14 protein-coding genes are annotated in these 17,788 nt (G+C 39.8%); 1 reads left to right on the plus strand and 13 read right to left on the minus strand.

Annotated features, from left to right (window positions below):
* The 8 genes from LBH98_03410 to LBH98_03445 all read right to left on the minus strand — a co-directional run.
* A partial coding sequence (locus LBH98_03410) for a hypothetical protein (GenBank protein MDR0303803.1) occupies nucleotides 1–232 on the minus strand: 232 nt, incomplete at its 3' end.
* Nucleotides 219–896: a tRNA (adenosine(37)-N6)-threonylcarbamoyltransferase complex dimerization subunit type 1 TsaB gene (tsaB, locus tag LBH98_03415; protein MDR0303804.1), complete on the minus strand. Its 678-nt coding sequence runs from the start codon at nucleotides 894–896 to the stop codon at nucleotides 219–221. The genes LBH98_03410 and tsaB, both read right to left, overlap by 14 nt.
* Nucleotides 877–2,154, minus strand: coding sequence for a hypothetical protein (locus LBH98_03420; GenBank protein MDR0303805.1), 1,278 nt, complete (start codon nucleotides 2,152–2,154; stop codon nucleotides 877–879). Before LBH98_03420 ends, tsaB begins: the two co-directional genes overlap by 20 nt.
* Nucleotides 2,155–2,186: 32 nt before the next feature.
* Nucleotides 2,187–3,200, minus strand: a complete 1,014-nt coding sequence (gene pta, locus LBH98_03425) for a phosphate acetyltransferase (protein ID MDR0303806.1) — start codon at nucleotides 3,198–3,200, stop codon at nucleotides 2,187–2,189.
* A gap of 223 nt (nucleotides 3,201–3,423) precedes the next feature.
* Nucleotides 3,424–4,026: a hypothetical protein gene (locus tag LBH98_03430; GenBank protein MDR0303807.1), complete on the minus strand. Its 603-nt coding sequence runs from the start codon at nucleotides 4,024–4,026 to the stop codon at nucleotides 3,424–3,426.
* 99 nt (nucleotides 4,027–4,125) lie between these two features.
* Nucleotides 4,126–5,133: a D-glycero-beta-D-manno-heptose-7-phosphate kinase gene (gene rfaE1, locus LBH98_03435; GenBank protein ID MDR0303808.1), complete on the minus strand. Its 1,008-nt coding sequence runs from the start codon at nucleotides 5,131–5,133 to the stop codon at nucleotides 4,126–4,128.
* Between the two features lie 9 nt (nucleotides 5,134–5,142).
* Nucleotides 5,143–6,759 (minus strand): T9SS type A sorting domain-containing protein, encoded by a 1,617-nt coding sequence (locus LBH98_03440; protein ID MDR0303809.1) that lies wholly within the window; start codon nucleotides 6,757–6,759, stop codon nucleotides 5,143–5,145.
* A 112-nt stretch (nucleotides 6,760–6,871) separates the two neighbouring features.
* Nucleotides 6,872–9,382 (minus strand): response regulator, encoded by a 2,511-nt coding sequence (locus LBH98_03445; GenBank protein ID MDR0303810.1) that lies wholly within the window; start codon nucleotides 9,380–9,382, stop codon nucleotides 6,872–6,874.
* A gap of 265 nt (nucleotides 9,383–9,647) precedes the next feature.
* Between LBH98_03445 and eno the strand changes: the two genes are divergently transcribed.
* Nucleotides 9,648–10,934 (plus strand): phosphopyruvate hydratase, encoded by a 1,287-nt coding sequence (gene eno, locus LBH98_03450; GenBank protein ID MDR0303811.1) that lies wholly within the window; start codon nucleotides 9,648–9,650, stop codon nucleotides 10,932–10,934.
* 135 nt (nucleotides 10,935–11,069) lie between these two features.
* Here the strand turns inward: eno and LBH98_03455 are convergent, their stop codons facing one another.
* The 5 genes from LBH98_03455 to LBH98_03475 are packed head-to-tail and all read right to left on the minus strand — an operon-like array spanning nucleotide 11,070 to nucleotide 17,787.
* Nucleotides 11,070–11,399 (minus strand): hypothetical protein, encoded by a 330-nt coding sequence (locus LBH98_03455; protein MDR0303812.1) that lies wholly within the window; start codon nucleotides 11,397–11,399, stop codon nucleotides 11,070–11,072.
* Nucleotides 11,396–12,589: a hypothetical protein gene (locus tag LBH98_03460; GenBank protein ID MDR0303813.1), complete on the minus strand. Its 1,194-nt coding sequence runs from the start codon at nucleotides 12,587–12,589 to the stop codon at nucleotides 11,396–11,398. The genes LBH98_03455 and LBH98_03460 overlap by 4 nt, the downstream gene beginning before the upstream one ends.
* Nucleotides 12,590–12,614: 25 nt before the next feature.
* A complete protein-coding gene (locus LBH98_03465) occupies nucleotides 12,615–13,784 on the minus strand; it encodes a DUF262 domain-containing protein (protein ID MDR0303814.1) in 1,170 nt (389 codons plus the stop codon).
* The gene (locus LBH98_03470) at nucleotides 13,781–14,983 is read right to left on the minus strand and encodes an adenine-specific methyltransferase EcoRI family protein (protein MDR0303815.1); all 1,203 of its coding nucleotides are present in this window, start codon (nucleotides 14,981–14,983) and stop codon (nucleotides 13,781–13,783) included. Before LBH98_03470 ends, LBH98_03465 begins: the two co-directional genes overlap by 4 nt.
* 2 nt (nucleotides 14,984–14,985) lie before the next feature.
* Nucleotides 14,986–17,787 carry a response regulator gene (locus LBH98_03475; protein ID MDR0303816.1) on the minus strand — a complete coding sequence of 934 codons (2,802 nt, stop codon included), beginning with the start codon at nucleotides 17,785–17,787 and terminating at the stop codon, nucleotides 14,986–14,988.
* Nucleotide 17,788 lies beyond the last annotated feature (1 nt).

The following is a 17,788-nucleotide window of genomic DNA, read 5'->3' on the forward strand; positions in this document are numbered from 1 at the left end:
TTTTATCGTTTCCTACTCTCGGCGACAGTGAAAAATACCAAGAAGTTTTCTTGGAAAATTCCAAAATCGTATCCGTATCCGCAGACGTAGTATCGGTATCGGCAATTAACGTATCAACCGCTTGCGTATCGACAAAATTTGTATCCAGAACTGAAATTTCTTCTTGTGAAAAAACACTTGCCGCGAACAAAAAAAACATAATTATAGCAGATATTATATTATTTTTGTTCATCTTTTTGTCTTTCGGCGTAAGAAACTTGCATATAATTCGGAAAAACGTCGTCGATTGTCATTAAATTTTCGCTTTCGGCGGCGATTTTTGCGGCAACCTCTCCCCTATTTTTCGCAAGTTTTTCCACTTCAAAAGAATTTTCAAAAAACTGAGGAATTTTTTTCAGCGCACTATCGCTAAATCCCGAAAACGAATAAATAACGTCGTCGGTTTTTTCGCACATTTCAATCGCCGACTCAAACGAAATTCTCTTTTCGTCAAAAATCCGCATAAATCCGTTTTGCATGTTAAATCTCGCAAAAAAAACCTCGTTTCGTCTCGCGTCCAGAAACACGGAAACTTTTTGAATTTTTCCCGAACTTCTTGCGATACATTCAAGCGACGAAACAGATTTGACCTGTACGTCCGAATCGGCAAAAAAACCTTTGGCAAAAGCGATTCCTATACGCAATCCCGTAAAACTTCCCGGTCCGGCGACAATTCCGCAGCGTCGAATATCGCTTGCTTTTATGTTTGCTTTTTTAAGTAAATCTGTAAATATCCCGCTTATTTTATCAACCAAATTTCGTCCCAAATCACCGCAAAATTCAGCCAAGACTTCGGAATTTTCGACAAGCGCAAACGAAACCTCGCTCATTGAAGTATCAATACCCAAAACTATCATTTTTTATCACTTCCAATTTTGAAACGCCGCCTTGTGAGTTTATTTTTTGCTGTGAGCACAAATAAATATCCACATAAAACAAGTCTATTTTATATTTCAAATCGGTCATTTCGACTTGGGTCAATTCTTTTGCAAAAAACTTCCGCGATAAAAACCTATAATCCGAATTTTTAGGATTAACCGAAATCGCTACGTCGTAATCAAAATAATAGAGTTTTTTCTGTCCTAAATCGCCCGTTACAATAACTTTTTTCCCTGTTTTTTCTCTCAAAATTTTGGCGGAAACCACAGCGGTCTCATACGCCATAGGATTATTTTTATCATAAATTATTACAATGGAATCCTTATTAAAACTTGTAAAATCCCGCCCGCTTCCGTTTGAAATCAAACTTATGTCATAATCAAGTTTTTTATACTCGTTTTTATTTTGTAGAATTGAATTTATCGCAGATTTTACCTCAAAATCAAGCGAAGGATTTATAACGGCGCAAACGCTTAATTCGTCAAATTTTATTATATTAAAATTCGGCAGTTTAAGTTTAAGCAAATTTATATCGCTTTTCCTAAAAAGCATCGCAGTCATATTTCTTTTTGCGCCAAGCGTAATTATCGGATCGTTATTTCCTATATTTTCAACGGAAATCGTTTGACAGGCGCCCAAAGAATTTTCTCGGCGATTCATCAAAATTTTGTTCTCATTTTGTGAAATCTCATAAAATTTATTGTACCTTAAAACCAAATTAGGCAAAATATCCGACAAATTAACTATTGGCATTTCAAAACGATATTCAATCGTATTAAAACTTTTTGGAATTATTCCCGAAACAACCTTTTGCGTTCCGTTTGCAACGTCCGAAATTCCAACCAAGTCTCCAAAAATTCCGCGAAGAGACGCAGGGGAATTTCTGGCAAAATCCGACAAGTCACCGGCGGTTTGAATCGAACTTTTTTCGCAATAAACCCTGATTGCCGCCGATTTCAACGAAATTTGCTGTATTTGAAATTCGCAAGCGTCGTCCGTGTCAACCAAACTTACGGATTCAAACGGAATTTGCGTTATTATATTCAACACGGCGGACGAATCAATTGGAAGTTTTATCTCGCTTTCCTGAAATTCACTCGACAAAACGGAAGAAATATCGACTTCAGAATTATAATTATCATAATTTTCTTTGTATTTTTTTTCCGGTAAAACGTCAATATTTTTCTTACCGCAAGAAAATAAAAACAGAAAAAGTATCAGAAATATTTTTCGCATTAAAAAACCCTTTTTGGATGATTTCGTGAAAACTACAGCGATTGACAGACGGTTATCGCCGCAACGCCGAAAATATCGTCCGCTGAACAGCCGCGCGACAAGTCGTTTACAGGTTTTGCAAGTCCTTGCAAAATAGGTCCGTAAGCGTCTGCGCCGGCAAGACGTTGAGTCAATTTATAGCAAATATTTCCCGCGTTCAAATCTGGGAAAATCAATATATTTGCGTCTCCGGCAATCGCACTTTTCGGCGCTTTGCTCTTTGCTACCTCAGGAACAAGCGCCGCGTCCCCCTGTAATTCGCCGTCAACGATAATATCAAGATTTTGAGCGGCGACTTTTTCTTTTGTGAGTGCGGTCGCCTTAATAATTTTCTCCAAAATCTCGTGTTTCGCACTTCCATATGTCGAAAAACTTAGAAACGCTATTTTTGGAGTTTTTCCAACTAGCGAACGATAAGTCGATGCCGTAGCCATCGCGATATCCACCAATTCTTCGGCGTTCGGATCGGGATTTACTCCACAGTCGGCATAAATCAAAACGTTATCTCCGGAAATAGTGGGGGTTTTCAAATCCATAACAAAGCACGAACTTCCGATTTTAATTCCTTTCGCCGTTCCCAAAACCTGAAAAGCGGCGCGAAGCATATCAGGAGTCGAAGCGATGCTTCCGGCAACCAAACCGTCAACAATTTCTTTCTTCGTCATCATATTTCCGAAATATAATCTGTCCGAAAGCGTTTTTTTAGCGTCGCTTTCACTTATCGGCTTTCCTTTCGCCGCGCGCGCTTCGCAATAATCTTTAGTAAATTGTTCAAGCAATTCGCTTTTTACGGGGTCGATAGTTTTGAAATCACGGGACGAAATTCCAGCCTTTTCGCAGGAATTTTTAATTTCCTCGTCCGTTCCCAAAACGATAACTTCTTTTGCCACCCCCTTCGCCAAAATTTTTTGAGCCGCCGAAACCACACGCGGATCATGTCCTTCCGGTAAAACCAACTTTTTGTCCGCCGCTTGCGCTTTTTTTACAAGCAAGTCGATAACCGCCATAATAACTCCTTATTTTTAAGACTTACATATCTATTTCAACAAATATCAATAATCCCCCGCCGTACAAGCCGATTTATGCTTAAATTCAATACAAAAATACTATTTGCTTCCCTTGCCACGCACCGATAAATAATATCTGAACAAAAATTAACCGCAATATAAAAAAACCGACCGCTCAAAAGACAACGGTCGGTTTTTATACTTTTACAAGGTGTCAAACTATTTAGAAATTGATTCCTGCGCCAATCGCAAAATACTCCCACCAACCTTCTCCCCAAAGATTTACTCTTTCGTTAAAATACCAGCGAATGCCGGGTTTTATTCCATAAGCAAACGTTGCTGTCGCACCTGAATTTTTATCTTTACTTAAAGTTGGATGTGTCCATTCTTCTGCAAAACGTTTTATGGTAACGCCTGCCGTCAAAACGACATACGGATCGATAGCGGACAGAGCTTTGAATCCTTTATTCTCTACTGCCGGAATGCCGAACGGATGGAAACCGAAACGGAAAAGAGGAGAAATATGTACAAAATCCTTTTTACATTTAACCCAGGACGATTCGTACCCGTCATTAGTCTTGAAACTGTGATATTCCAAATCATTATAACGTTCTGTATAGAATCCTAATTCTCCCCCAAACGAGAACATGTTATTAATTGCTCCGTGATCAAACGCCGCCAAAAGTCCTGGGCGTACCCCTTGATGTACGTTTAAATAATAAAGATTTAATCCGGCATTTAAAACGTTCGTTCCTTGTTTGAACGCAAGATCGTTTGAAAACGCCATTGCCGATATAACCACAAGCGTTAATAACACTTTTTTCATATAATAAACCCCTTTTTTAAGTTTTTTTGTTTTTCATTAGAAATTGAGCATAAAAAATAATTTTTGCCTGCAATCAAAACTATGTTTTAATGAAATATTCTATTTTTCAATATAATTTGATATATAAGTTATCAATTCTTTGGGTTTTACCGACGCAGTTCCGGTTTGCGCCACAGAAATCCCAGCCGCGCAATTTGCAATGAAAGCCGCCTCAAACAAATTAGCGCCGGCGGCGACCGAGGCGGTAAACGCGCTTATAACGCTATCGCCGGCGCCGGTAACGTCAAAAACATCTTTTGCAGCGGTTTTCAGGTGTATATATTTGTCGTTTTCAAACAACATCATTCCTCTCTCGGAAAGCGTTAAAAGCAGGTTTTTTAAATTATATTTTTGCATAAGATTCCGTCCGAGCGCGACTATCTCGTCACATTTTAAAGGAATACCGCAAAATCTCTCGCCCAACGCCTCACATACCTCTTTATAATTCGGAGTGATAACGTTTGTTTCCGAATAACAAGAAAAATCTTTTTGTTTGGGATCAACCGCCGTAAAAATTCTATTTTTTTTACAAATTTCAAAGATATTGCTTAATACTTCTTTGCATAAAACGCCTTTACCGTAATCGCTGATTATAACAGCGGACATTTGCGGAATAATTTCCGTAAGTTTTTCGTTTAACCGCTTGGCGTCGGTTTCTTCGAGAAATTTATCGGTTTCTTTATCAACTCTGACAACCTGTTGATTATGCGCCATAATTCTCGTTTTTGTCGTTGTCGGACGAGATTCGCTTAAAACAAGCGCTGAAATTTCGCATTTTGCGTTTTTTAACGTTTTACACAAGATTTTTCCATTTTCATCGTTTCCATAAACCGTTCCCAAAAACGGATCCGCGCCTAAAGCCGCGACATTTTGCAATACGTTCGCCGCACCGCCCAAGCGAAACGTTTCACTTTTCATATTAACGACGGGAACCGGCGCTTCGGGTGAAATTCTATAAACGCTTCCCCAAACGTATTTATCAAGCATCGCGTCGCCGACAACTAATATTTTCCTGCCTTTTATCGACGAGATAATTTCTTTTGCACGTCCAAGTGATAATTTTTCCAATTTTATCCTTTATCTGTATGTGGAAATTTTTTGAATTTTTATATTTTTTCCGTAATTTACCCGCACGAAATAAACTCCGTTTTTGTTTTCAAACGGCAATAATTCATTATTTTTTATTCCGTTTTTCTGCAAAATTATTTTTCCGCGAACGTCAAAAACGAAAACATCCGCGGTTTTTACCTCCAAAGGAAACAAAATTCTCAAACGATTACTCACTACCGTAACCGAAAATTCTTTATTTTGCGTAAGTTTTACAGAATTTATAGCGTTAATTTCTCCGCAATGTCTTTTGGACTTTATTTCACCTTTATAGTATTGCGCGATATTTTCTTCACCGCAAACGGTATCATAGTAAATTTCGTCTCCCAATCCGAAACCGCAATCTACTGCATATTCAACAATAACACAAGAATCTTTCGGCGTTCTTCCGCCCGCCGTTCCGTCAAGCCCTATGGGATTTTCCATCCAATCAATCAACTGATTTCCGGTAACAAAACGCACCTGCTGGTACGTCAGCGCCGAATCGATAAATTCTTTCAGTCCGTTTAAACGGTCGGGGTAATTATCGTAATAATTGGAATGAATGCAAAAAGTCATGGGAACGCGATTGCCGTCAATCCGCAATTTGAGGTTATACAGCAAGGTCATAGCCAATTCGTGTCCGGTCCAATATTGTACATGCCACGCATCGTAATCCAATCCGCTCACTTTTTTTCCGTCACGCGATACGCCCATTTCTCCTTTTCCACCGTTTGCAATAAGCGTCCCGTTTTCATTTTTGTTTGCGTCGTAACCGGCGCGGGTTATTCCGTATTTACTCCGCAAACTGTCGGGAATCCAAAATAGCGGATATGCCGGAATTTCCCATTTACCGGCATGCGATTTGAGTCGATTCGGAATTGTTTTCACCGTATCCGATAAATATATCCAACCGTCGGTCGCTCCGTTATCTGCGGTGTATGGAAAAACAAAGCCGTTCGGCGAAATAATATCTTCGCTCATTCCTTCTTCAAGCGAACAATCATAGCGCAAATTAAGAGCGTCCAACGCATCGAAAACATAGTCGCTCACATACAGATACGGAGAACGAACTCCTTTAAAAAGCGAGGAATCAAGAATGACGACAGTATCAAAAACATCGACCCATTTAGAAATTGAGTTATCCCAATATCCGTTATCTTTTATAATTACTTCGGTCATCTTTTTAAGATTTAGTGAAAATTCTGAAATCGCTTGTTCGTCGCTGCCGATAAACGGATGGCCATCTGTATGCAATCCCAATTCGTGTCCTTCGTCATGCGCACGTTTGTGCAGTTGCATCCATTGCGGATTTGAATAACATGTATTGCTGTAAAACGAAAACCTGACGGGTTCACCGTCAAAAGTAGTTTTCCGTCCTGTTCCCGCAGGATTTGCGTAGTCTTTTACCATATCCAAAATCGCCCTCAGTCCCGCCAAATTCATCTGGTCGTCACTTCCGATGAAAATAAACTGCGGAGTATTTTCAAGCGGCAAATCCGCCGGTGGAAGAGTATCGGGAGCAAGGGCCGCTTTTTGCGAAAAAGAAATCGAACAAAACAGAAACAGAAATACAAATACTACCGTGAAAAATATTTTTACTTTCATAAAAGTCCTTAAAGAATATTCTTGCATTAAATAAATTTACAACAAAATAACTATTGCCGCTGAAAATTCTTTCACTGTAAAAACAAAAGAAGTACAAGTTTTTTACAATTTGTCAAAAAGCCGTACAGTTTAATTTTTCCAACTTTTCTTTCGGCAGCCATTTTTCCAAAATAGCGTTTAGTTCAGTCGTATTTATGGGTTTTGACAAAAAATCGCTGAATCCGTTGCTCAAAAACATTTCTTTCGCTCCACAAACAGCGTTTGCTGTTAAAGCGATAATCGGTAAATTCGTGTAATACGGGTTTTCGCTTCCGAACCGTCTTATGCGTTTCGTGGCTTCTACACCGTCCATTTCCGGCATCATATGATCCATTAGCACCAAATCGTAGTGATTGGTTCTCACTGCTTCAATCGCTTCAAATCCGTTAAAACACGAATCGATTTGCATTTTGTATGGCAGCATTAAACCTTCGCAAACTTTCAGGTTCGTACTTATATCATCGACAATCAAAATTCTTGCTTTCGGCGCGATGAATTTCGTCACGGCGTTTCTTACGACGTTGTGAATCAATTTATCCGATACGCCGTTTAAAATGTTGGCGACGGATAAGGAATGAACCGGCATAGTCAATATACTCAAATTTTTATCGGCCACCGGGTTGCCAAATTCCGCCAATACCACTATGCGCGCTTTCGCCCCAAATAGCGATATCGCTTTTTTGACGTCTTCAACAAGTGAAAACGCCGCGAATACGAAAGAATAACCTCCAATCGACAATTTTTCACGCAGTTCTTCGTCATTTTTGACGCGTTGGCAATCTACTCCGAGATTTTTTACCGTCCGAACGGCGAAATCGGCGCATATTTCACAACGTTCGTAAATAAGTACGCTCTTTTCTTTCGGATTTTTAACCATTGCAAAAGGTTCGACGGAACGTATTTTTTGCGGAAGCTTTACAGTAAACACGCTGCCTTTACCGTAAACGCTTTCTACATCAATGCTTCCACCCATCGCTTCTACAAGATTTTTCGCTATTGTTAAACCTAATCCCGTGCCTTCGACTTCTTTGTTATTCGCCAAATCAACCTGAACAAAATCATCAAAAAGTTTTCCGATGTCTTCATGTTTTATACCTATGCCGCTGTCCGCAACAGCTATTGTCAGAAGAATAGCGTCGTCTTGAATAATTTTTTTATCAACGCTAAGCGAAACGAATCCTTCTTTTGTGTATTTTACGGCGTTGTTCAAAATATTCAGCAATATCTGCCTTACTCTGGTTTCGTCGCCAAAAAGAGCGTTGGGAATGCCGCAATCCGTGTTTACCGCAAACTGTAACCCGCGATCCAGCACTCTCATTTTGATAATGCCTATAATATCGTTCAACAGTGACGAAAACAGGTAATCGTTAGGAATTATTTCAAGTTTACCGCTTTCTATTTTTGAAAAGTCCAATATATCGTTTATTATGGCTAAAAGGTTCGCGCTTGCCTGCTTAATTGTGAGAATGTGTTCCTGCGCCGCACTTGGCGTATTTTCGTGAAGCGCAAGTTCCGCCATACCAGTTATAGCGTTCATCGGAGTTCGTATTTCGTGACTCATTTTGGCAAGAAATTTACTTTTGGCTTTAGACGCCATTTCAAGCGACACCATCGTATCTCGTAACGGCTTGATAAGTCCGGCGATAAATACGTTGAATATAACAAATACCAGCGCCATTACCGCCAATACGACAAGAAAAAGCGCCGTTAGCGAGGTTTTGTAGTCGGAAATAGTAATCGGTCTTACAACAGTAACATACCAGTTCAAAACCGGAACGGGACGCACGGCGATCTTTCCTATAGGAGAATTAAACGTCTGCGTTTCACCGTATTTAATGTTTCTGGCGGTATTAAAAATTTCCATGCCGGTCGCATCTAATTTGTCACATATTTTCTCTTTATTTTCAACCAAATCGACATCCTTGGCGCCGGTTATTTCTCCTTCGGAATTAAAAAAGTATAGTTCCGTATCGTTTGTATAATCGCTAAATAAAGAATTAATGAATTCCGACAAACTAATCCCCGTTCCAAGTATTCCGATCGGCTTATGGTCGTCATCGAAAACCGGCGCGTTTATCCAAAGGTTGATTCTTTGCAGTTCGTTGTTATAATTTATGTTGAAATTATATTTCTCTGTTTTATACATGGTCATATTATACCAGTAGTTTTCAGGAAGCGTCGGATCCAATATGTATGATTCCTCGCTGGTATAGAACATTTTATCTTTATCGTTAACCCAGAAAGTCGTGCCGTTTTTATTGGAATTTAGATATGAAGTGATCTCCTCAAAAGCGAATTCTCGTAGTTCCATATTTTCCGGATTAAGAAAGTAGCGTTTTATCAAAGGCGAGGAAGCCATTTTAAGAACGAGCGCAATTTCACCGTTTACGGACGCTTCTAATTTAATCTGCTCTATTTCCAGCATTTGAGATAATTTTTCGTCTAAATTGACGCTTACGATTTGCCTGTGAGAAAATAAAAAAGCCCAACTGCCGACAGCAAAGATAAGTAAATAAAGGACTACGGAAAAAATAACAAATTTAGTCATCAAGGGAATTTTTTCGATGACGTTCAGTTTTATCATTTTTCCTCCTTTTATTGAGACCGCATAATTTTTAGAAAATCTAAAAGACGGCAAATCAAACAATTTATTTTTTCGTCAAATTTGTTCTTTTTGCGTATAAAAATAATGCACGCTCAAATGAAAGTCAAAATATAACTTACCAAGATGTAATATTTACAGCCAAATTATCGTAATTTTTCGTTTCTCTTGAAAAACCGTTGCGAAATAATATATTTTCAACGCAGGTTTTATTGGTATTAATCGTATAAATTAAAAGGAGGTTTTGATGCCTTATATTGAAGAAATCCGCGCCAGAGAAATTTTGGATTCACGCGGAAACCCAACAATCGAAGTGGACGTTCGTCTCGAAAGCGGCGCATTCGGAAGAGCGGCTGTTCCCAGCGGAGCGTCGACGGGTGAAAACGAAGCGCTTGAACTCAGAGACGGCGACAAAAAACGCTATTTGGGCAAAGGGGTACTTAAAGCGGTCGAGAACGTCAACGAAGTTATTTCTCCCGAACTAATCGGGCTTTCCGCTTTAGACCAAAGAGGTATTGACAAAAAAATGCTTGAATTAGACGGCACGAAAACAAAGAGCAAATTAGGCGCTAATGCAATTCTTGGCGTATCTTTGGCGGTTGCGCGCGCGTCGGCGGATTATTTGGATATTCCGCTTTACCGCTACATCGGCGGAACAAACACGTTCACGCTTCCCGTGCCGATGATGAATATTATTAATGGCGGCTCGCACTCTGACGCTCCTATAGCTTTTCAAGAGTTTATGATTCGTCCTGTCGGCGCAAAATCGTTTAAAGAAGGTTTAAGAATGGGCGCGGAAGTTTTTCATAATTTGAAAAAAGTTCTTCACGACAGAAAACTTTCGACGGCTGTCGGCGACGAGGGCGGCTTCGCACCCGCTTTGGACGGAACCGAAGACGCGCTTAATTCAATTATCGAAGCGATTAAGAAGGCGGGATACAAGCCCGGAAGAAAATCCGAAGGCGGCGACGTAGCGATTGCTTTGGATTGTGCGGCAAGTGAATTTTACAAAGACGGCGTTTACGATTACACGAAATTTGAAGGCGATAAAGGTAAAAAACGCAGTTCGCAGGAACAAGCGGAATATTTGGCGAAATTGACCGCCGATTTCCCGATTGATTCTATTGAAGACGGAATGAGTGAAAACGACTGGTCGGGCTGGAAACTTTTAACCGACAAAATCGGTAAAACTACTCAGTTGGTCGGCGACGACTTGTTTGTAACCAATGTAGAATACCTCAAAAAAGGAATTGAAAGCGGTTGTGCGAATTCAATTTTGATTAAAGTGAATCAAATCGGAACGCTTACCGAAACGCTTGACGCAATTGAAATGGCGCACAGAGCCGGTTATACTTCGGTAACTTCGCACAGAAGCGGCGAAACGGAAGACAGCACTATTGCCGACATTGCGGTAGCTACAAACAGCGGACAAATCAAAACCGGTTCGTTGAGTCGTTCCGATAGAATGGCTAAATACAATCAGTTACTTCGTATTGAAGAAGAATTGGGCGATTTGGCCGTTTACGGCAGATAAATTTCGGTTTATCCGGGTATTTTGAAGGCGGACGTGTCCGCCTTTTTTATTTTGTATTTCCGGCATTTCTTCGCTAATTTTTCGACCTTAATTCCGAATTATTTCTTCATTCAGACTTTTGCCGATTTGTCCGCATTATTTTAATCTATGAAAGGAATTATTTAATGGTTCACCAATTACAAATTCATCATCACAGGTAAACATAAAAGTACAAAAACTTTGGAGATTAATTAAAATTTCAATTTCTTCCTTGTTAACTCTTTCGTAAGTAAAATAGAAACTAACATAACCATCCGTAACCGTAAGCGACCCGTTTGAATTGAAAATAAATGTTTCGTTTGTTTTATCACTATACCACGTTCCTACAATACAGTCTGTTACTTCTATCTTTTTTACAATAATATCGCATCCTACAAACATCAGCAGAACGAACAATGCCGATACAATAATCTTAATTTTCTTCATCTTGCATTTCTCCCCGACTTTCTTGTAACCGTATATCCGACACCCACAGAATTTCTGACGCCAAAACCTTCGTCGTACACAACTTTGTCGTCTTTTTCTTTATACGAAACCGGAGATTCGTTTCTGCCAAGCAAAAGTTTATAACTTATGTCAAAGTTTTTTGCCTTGCCGCCCATCAGTTTTACAAAGATACCGACAAAACTCATATTTTTACCGTTTGCCGACTCTAATGTTTTACCGTTTCTTGTGAAATCTACGTTTATAGCGGTATAATATAATCCGGCAGCCGCTCCCAAAGCGATTTTTATTGCGCCGTCACAATTAAAACAATAACCTATGTTTACACCGTCGCCGATGTACAGCGCTCCGCCGCTTAAATCACCGGTAAAATAAAAACCGTTATTAATTATTCCCCATTCGACGCTCGCTCCGATTGCCGTTACGCTGTTGTCCATAAGACCGACGACAAATTCGGGACGAACGGAAAATATCAAATAACGATTGCCGACGCTTGTCTGTCGTTCGACATTAACCAAATCCCCATATACGGCAAAAGTATCGTCCGTTTTTGTATCTTTCTCCGATACGACTTCATCGACGTCTTTTTTATCGTTGTCCGTTTCATGTGTCGTTTGTACTGTCGTCGTATCGGCTGCGGATTGTGCGTCGGTATAAATTTGTATAGAGTTTAAAGCAAGAATTTCCTGCGGCTCGACAAGCCCTTCGTTAAGTCTTACAAGCGTTTCACGAAGTTCTTCAATATTGGCTCTTTCTTTTTTCAATTTGCCGTCGGCCGCTCTCCATAAATCTGTTTCGTTTTTTGCCTGCTGTTCTTTACCGGCGTAATTTGCATTCGCTTCTTCCAAATGCTGCTGCGCGATATCGACGGTTCTTCTTGACGTTTGGCTTTGCGGATTCGCTTTCAAATACGCCAAAGCGTCCTTATATTCCTTTTCGACAGCGGCGACTTCTCTCTTTGCTTTGTTCGCTTCGCTATCCGCCGCATTTTTTTTGCTTCTTGCGCTTGCTTCTCTCGCCGACAAAGTGTTAATCTGTTTTTGCAAAGTATCTATCTGCGCTTGAATAACGGTAACGGCAAGTCGCTTTTCCTTATCCGCAATCTCGTTTATCTGCCCGAACGAAAAAACAGATAGACAAAAGATAAAGAATAAATTCATTTGTGTTTTCATTTGAAACTTATATGTCCGTTTCACCTTATCTATTCCCTTTCGCTTGATTATGCGTGCGGCAAAGCATTTGACAATTTTTAATATCGGTTGCACCGCCCTTGCTCCAAGCGGCAACGTGGTCTGCGTCCATTTCTTTTAATTCCCATATTTTTTCTTTGCTTGAATCGTGTCCCATAGCGCAAAGAGGACAATTTGATATTCCGTTTCCTTTGGATTCAGCGGTTTGTTGTTTGTAAATAGCTTGTTTTATCGCTTCGTCAAAAACTCTAACTTCTAAAAGTTTAGTATCAGTGCAACCGCCTAAAATAAACTCAAATATTCCGCGCCGATTTTTCACATAAACATCACCATATAACTCCTGTACTTTATTTGAAACGTTGGCAGGATTATAACTTTTAGCATGGTACTGTTCATATAACCTTCCCCATTCCAACCCGCACATTTCTTTCTCAACATCGCGAAAAACTGTTGAAATCCAGTCAATTACGGCGTTAAAATAGGTTTTTAGTTCGGTTATATTGTTTTCATTTCTGTGGTCTGCCATATACCACTCTTTTGTTTGATTTTTAGAGGCGGCTACCCAGTTCAAAGCGGTTGACAAAAAATCTTGCCGCAAAACAGAACCTTTAACGTATGCACTCCATTTATGAGTATTAGCATTGCCAGAATTACTAAATTCAGCTTTTGCCAATGTTACAAACTGTCCAGAATAAAGAGCGTTCAGCAATTCCTGTTCATTAAGCGGAACGCCGGCAATATTGATTGTCTTAAACCATTCTTTTATTTCGTCTTCTCCACCCTCACAATGATATACTAAAAGTTTGCTGTCCATTATTAAATTCTGCTTATCCGTAGACAGCGAACTAAATATCTGCATTCTCTCGTTTCCGTCTTTAATTGCAAATTTGCCAGTAATAAATCGTCCTATTGAGGTTATACGTTGTTGTCCGTCAAGCACTTCAAATTGAGTATCAGAAACATTGTTAAAGTAAATCAGTCCAAGCGGATAACCTTTAAGTAGAGACTCAATTACAGCAACATCTTTTTTACCGTCCGCGTAAATGTAATTTCGCTGATATTCGGGTTGTATCGTTAATTTCCCCAAAAGTCCAAAAAGCCCTTTGCCTTCTAATTCGTTATATATAAAACCGTCTATGATCTCGCTGATTTTATACTGTTTTAATATTGTTTTCATTTAGTCACTCTTTTGTGTTTAATGATTATTCTAGCATAAGGCGGAATTAAATATTTACTATTATCGCTCGTATAATATGTTTGACCTTGAGGCTCTACGTCGGTTTCTATCGCCAATACGCAATTTATCGCACCACCGTTAACAATTTTTCCGTCTTTCATGATTTTTTTAGGATTAACGTAATTTTTAATAGGTGTGAAATTTTCACGACTGTTTCCTAATGCTATTATCTCAAACTGTTCGGGACAATATTTTTCAAGAAATGAAATCGGCACGCCCATCGCTCCGTTGTAATCAGACGGAATGGCATCGGTATAAGGAATATCAATAGCGTCATAGTTATCATAAGTATCATATTCTCTCTTGTCTTCAAGTTTCTTTTTTAATCCATTGTTATATCTTAAATTGTCCGCCATTGTCATAAGCGGCAAAGATTGATGCCTACGTCCGTGTTCAAGATTGGACAAAAAAATAGATGCTACATTTTTCATGCCGATACCATCTATAACTTTATCAACGTTGTCAAGATTTTTAGATTCAAACCACATACCGCCACCCCACCCTGTAATTCCAGACCAAATTTTATTTTTTAATATGAACGGAAACACTTCTTTGTAAGTAACACAGTTTTTGTTTGCAATAACAATAAAAGATTTATTAGCCTGCATAATCCACATAAAAAACTCACGGAACAACGAAAACGGGGGATTGGTAACAATAACATCCGCTTCATCACGCAATTTTCTCACTTCATCGCTTCTAAAATCGCCATTACCTTCAAGACGTGTTAATACATTCTTTTTATTTTCAAGAAGCCATTCAATATCCTTTAAATCAAATGAACCATCATTATTATAATCACCCACTTCGGTAATCTCAATTTTATGCGGCGATTTCGTTGTTCTATCCTCTACAGGCTCGTCTGCAAACAATGACAATTGCGTGTTAGCAATCGGCGAACCCGCGTAACAAGTCGCAATCAACTTTTTAAGCCCTAAATCATTAAAACGAAGGGCGAAATACTTAAAAAAATTACTTTCATACGGGTCGTCGCAGGGACACAGGATTGTTTTGCCCTTAAAAACATCAGGGGCATAATCCAAATACGCCTGTACCTCTTTTTCTATGTCAACCCATTGTGTATAAAACTCATCGTTTTTCGCATTTTTGGCTTTTGAAAGTTTACTGTTGTTTGCCATTTTTAACCCCTTTGCACTTTCATTTTATCAATTCGCTCGACTGCGTCGTCAAAATCGCTATGCAAAAATAACGCGTCGCGAATCTCTTCCAAAGCGACACACGTTTCCTTTTTCCATAATTTTTCTTTGAGTAAATCAAGCGTTGCGTAAGCGGCTGTATCGTCGTAATTTTCGCAGGCGGTTTTTACCGTCGAAAGTTGCTCTATTAAATATTCAATATCTTCAGTCGTATCCGTATCCGCTTCGTCGTCGGTTTCGTCTCTTGTCGGACTTAATCTTTCAATCAGGGACAAAAGCGAATCTATGAACTTATTTGAATTGGCGGCGATAAATTCCCTGTCGCCGTTTCTTCCTGCGTTCTCCAACGCAAACGCCGACGCCGACATTTCTTTTTCACCGATGTTAGCCAAAGCGCTTTTCATAGCGTGCGCGGTCGTAGTAAATAATTTTATATCACCGCTTTCCATAGTCTTGCGAAGAGTCGCAATCGCCTTTTCTGCGTCACGGCACACTATTTCAAGCAGTTTCGGATCCATAGACTGTGAAATGTCAGCGGCTGGCGCGGAAGGCTGCGCATTTGCCGATTTATATTTTTTCGCTTCTTCGGGATGTCTGTCACGAACAAACTTATTCAAAACCGTATTCAAATGTCTGACGTCTATCGGCTTTGAAACAAAATCGTCAAAGCCGTTTGAAAGAAACATATCTTCGTTGCCGACTATCGCGTTCGCGGTCAGTGCGACGATAACGCCTTTATACCCTGATTCACGCAATTTTTGCGTCGTTTCTATGCCGTCCATTTCCGGCATCATGTGATCCATAAATATTACGTCGTAAGAACTTCCCGCTTTGACTTTGTCTATCGTTTCAAAACCGCTCAACGCTGTTTCTACCGAAAGTTTATACGGCGACATCAATCCTTTGGCTACGTATAAATTGGAATCTACGTCGTCAACGACAAGCACTTTCCCGTAAGGCATAAGTTCTCGGGAAATTTGCAGATTCGCATATTGTTTTTTACCCGAGAATTTGAAAGAACGCAATTGTTCGACAAGTTCTTTGCCTATAACCGGACAATCGACAGCCTTTTGCTTCAACGTAACCTCAAATGTGCTGCCTTTGCCGTAAACGCTATCGACCTTGATAGTTCCGTCCATCATATTCACAAGGTTTTGGGTAATATTCAAGCCGATTCCGGTTCCTTCCGTCGTTCGATTGGCTGAAGCGTTAAAACGTGTGTATTCCGAAAACAATCTCTTCAAATCTTCCGGCTTCATCCCCTGTCCGGTATCCGCAACCGCAAAGCGCAGCGTTACATCGCCGCCCGATGCGATATGACTTACCGACAATTTAACGCTTCCGCTTGCCGTATATTTTATGGCGTTTGACAAAAGATTATTCAAAACCTGCTTTATTCGCAAATCGTCGCCAAATAATCTTGAAGGCAGGTTTTCATCCACGTCAAGCGTAAACTCTATCTGTTTTGAACCGATTCTCACGATATTAAGTTGAACCGTATCGTTTATCAAACTTGGAGTGTCGTAATCTACCGGATTAAGTTCCAACTTACCCGTTTCGATTTTTGACATGTCCAAAATATCGTTTATTATTCCCAGCAGACTGTTGCCGGAATCGTAAATCTTTCCGAAAGCCGTTGCAACTTCGTCCGTCAAATTGTCGTTCTGCAATTCTATTTGCGCTATGCCTATTATCGCGTTCATCGGCGTGCGGATTTCGTGCGACATTGTCGCCAGAAAGTTGCTTTTCGCCTTTGAAGCCGCTTGAAGAGATATAGTCATTTCCTGCAGCGGTTTAATAAGTTTGGCGACAAATACGTTGGACAGCGTAAGTATAAACGCTATAATCAATACCACCGACAAAAAAAGTATAGTCATAGGCGTTTTGAAATCGTCCAAACTGTTTGGCAAAACCGCAACCGCATACCACTCATACGTTTCCATCGGAATTGAAATTACCGCCACCTGCCCGATTTCTGCTGCAAAAGTCCGCACTTCGCCGGGCAAAAGATTTTTTGCTGTATCCGCAACGCTTTGACCTATATATCCGAGTTCGTCTTTAATACTCTTTTTTTGGGCTATCAAAGAAGCGTCTTTTGCGCCGATGATTTCCTGTTCGGCGTTGAAAAGATAAAAACCCATATTGGCATAACGCTGACTGTAGGCGGAATAAACAGTGTCTATTAATTGCGAAATATCAACTCCGGAGCCGATAACGCCCATAGAAATCTTACGCGTTCTGTCGAATATAGGTGCGTTTATCCAAAGTTTCGCCATATCCAGATTTGAATTATAATTAACGCTGAAATTATACATTTCCTGCTCGTTCAAAGTCTTTTGATACCAGTCGTTTTCGGGAACAATCGGATTAACGAAATAGGCTTGTCTGTCTTCGTAGTGAAACATTTTGTCGGTATCGTTTATCCAGAAAATAGAACCTGCGGTAGCAAAACGATAAGTGTCTATTTCATTCATAGCCGCGTCCTTGTAGGATTTGTCGGCAGGATTTTCAAAGAAACGGCGAATTTGCGGTGAATTTGCCATTTTGAGAACGTCGGCTATTTCCTTGTCGACCAAAACTTTAAGTTTCGTCCGCTCAAGTTCCAAAAGTTTCGTAAGTTCGTTACCTTTGTTTACTCTTATAATATACTGCATCGAAGACAAAAACGCCGCGCTTCCTATTGCGCATATAAACAAAAAAAGCGTAACGGAGAAAATAATATATTTCCCCATAGAACGATGTTTTGGCTGCAAAGAGGTATTGCTGTTTTTTGTTTTTACACTCATT

The organism is Chitinispirillales bacterium (assembly GCA_031254455.1).
GTDB lineage: Bacteria > Fibrobacterota > Chitinivibrionia > Chitinivibrionales > Chitinivibrionaceae > WRFX01.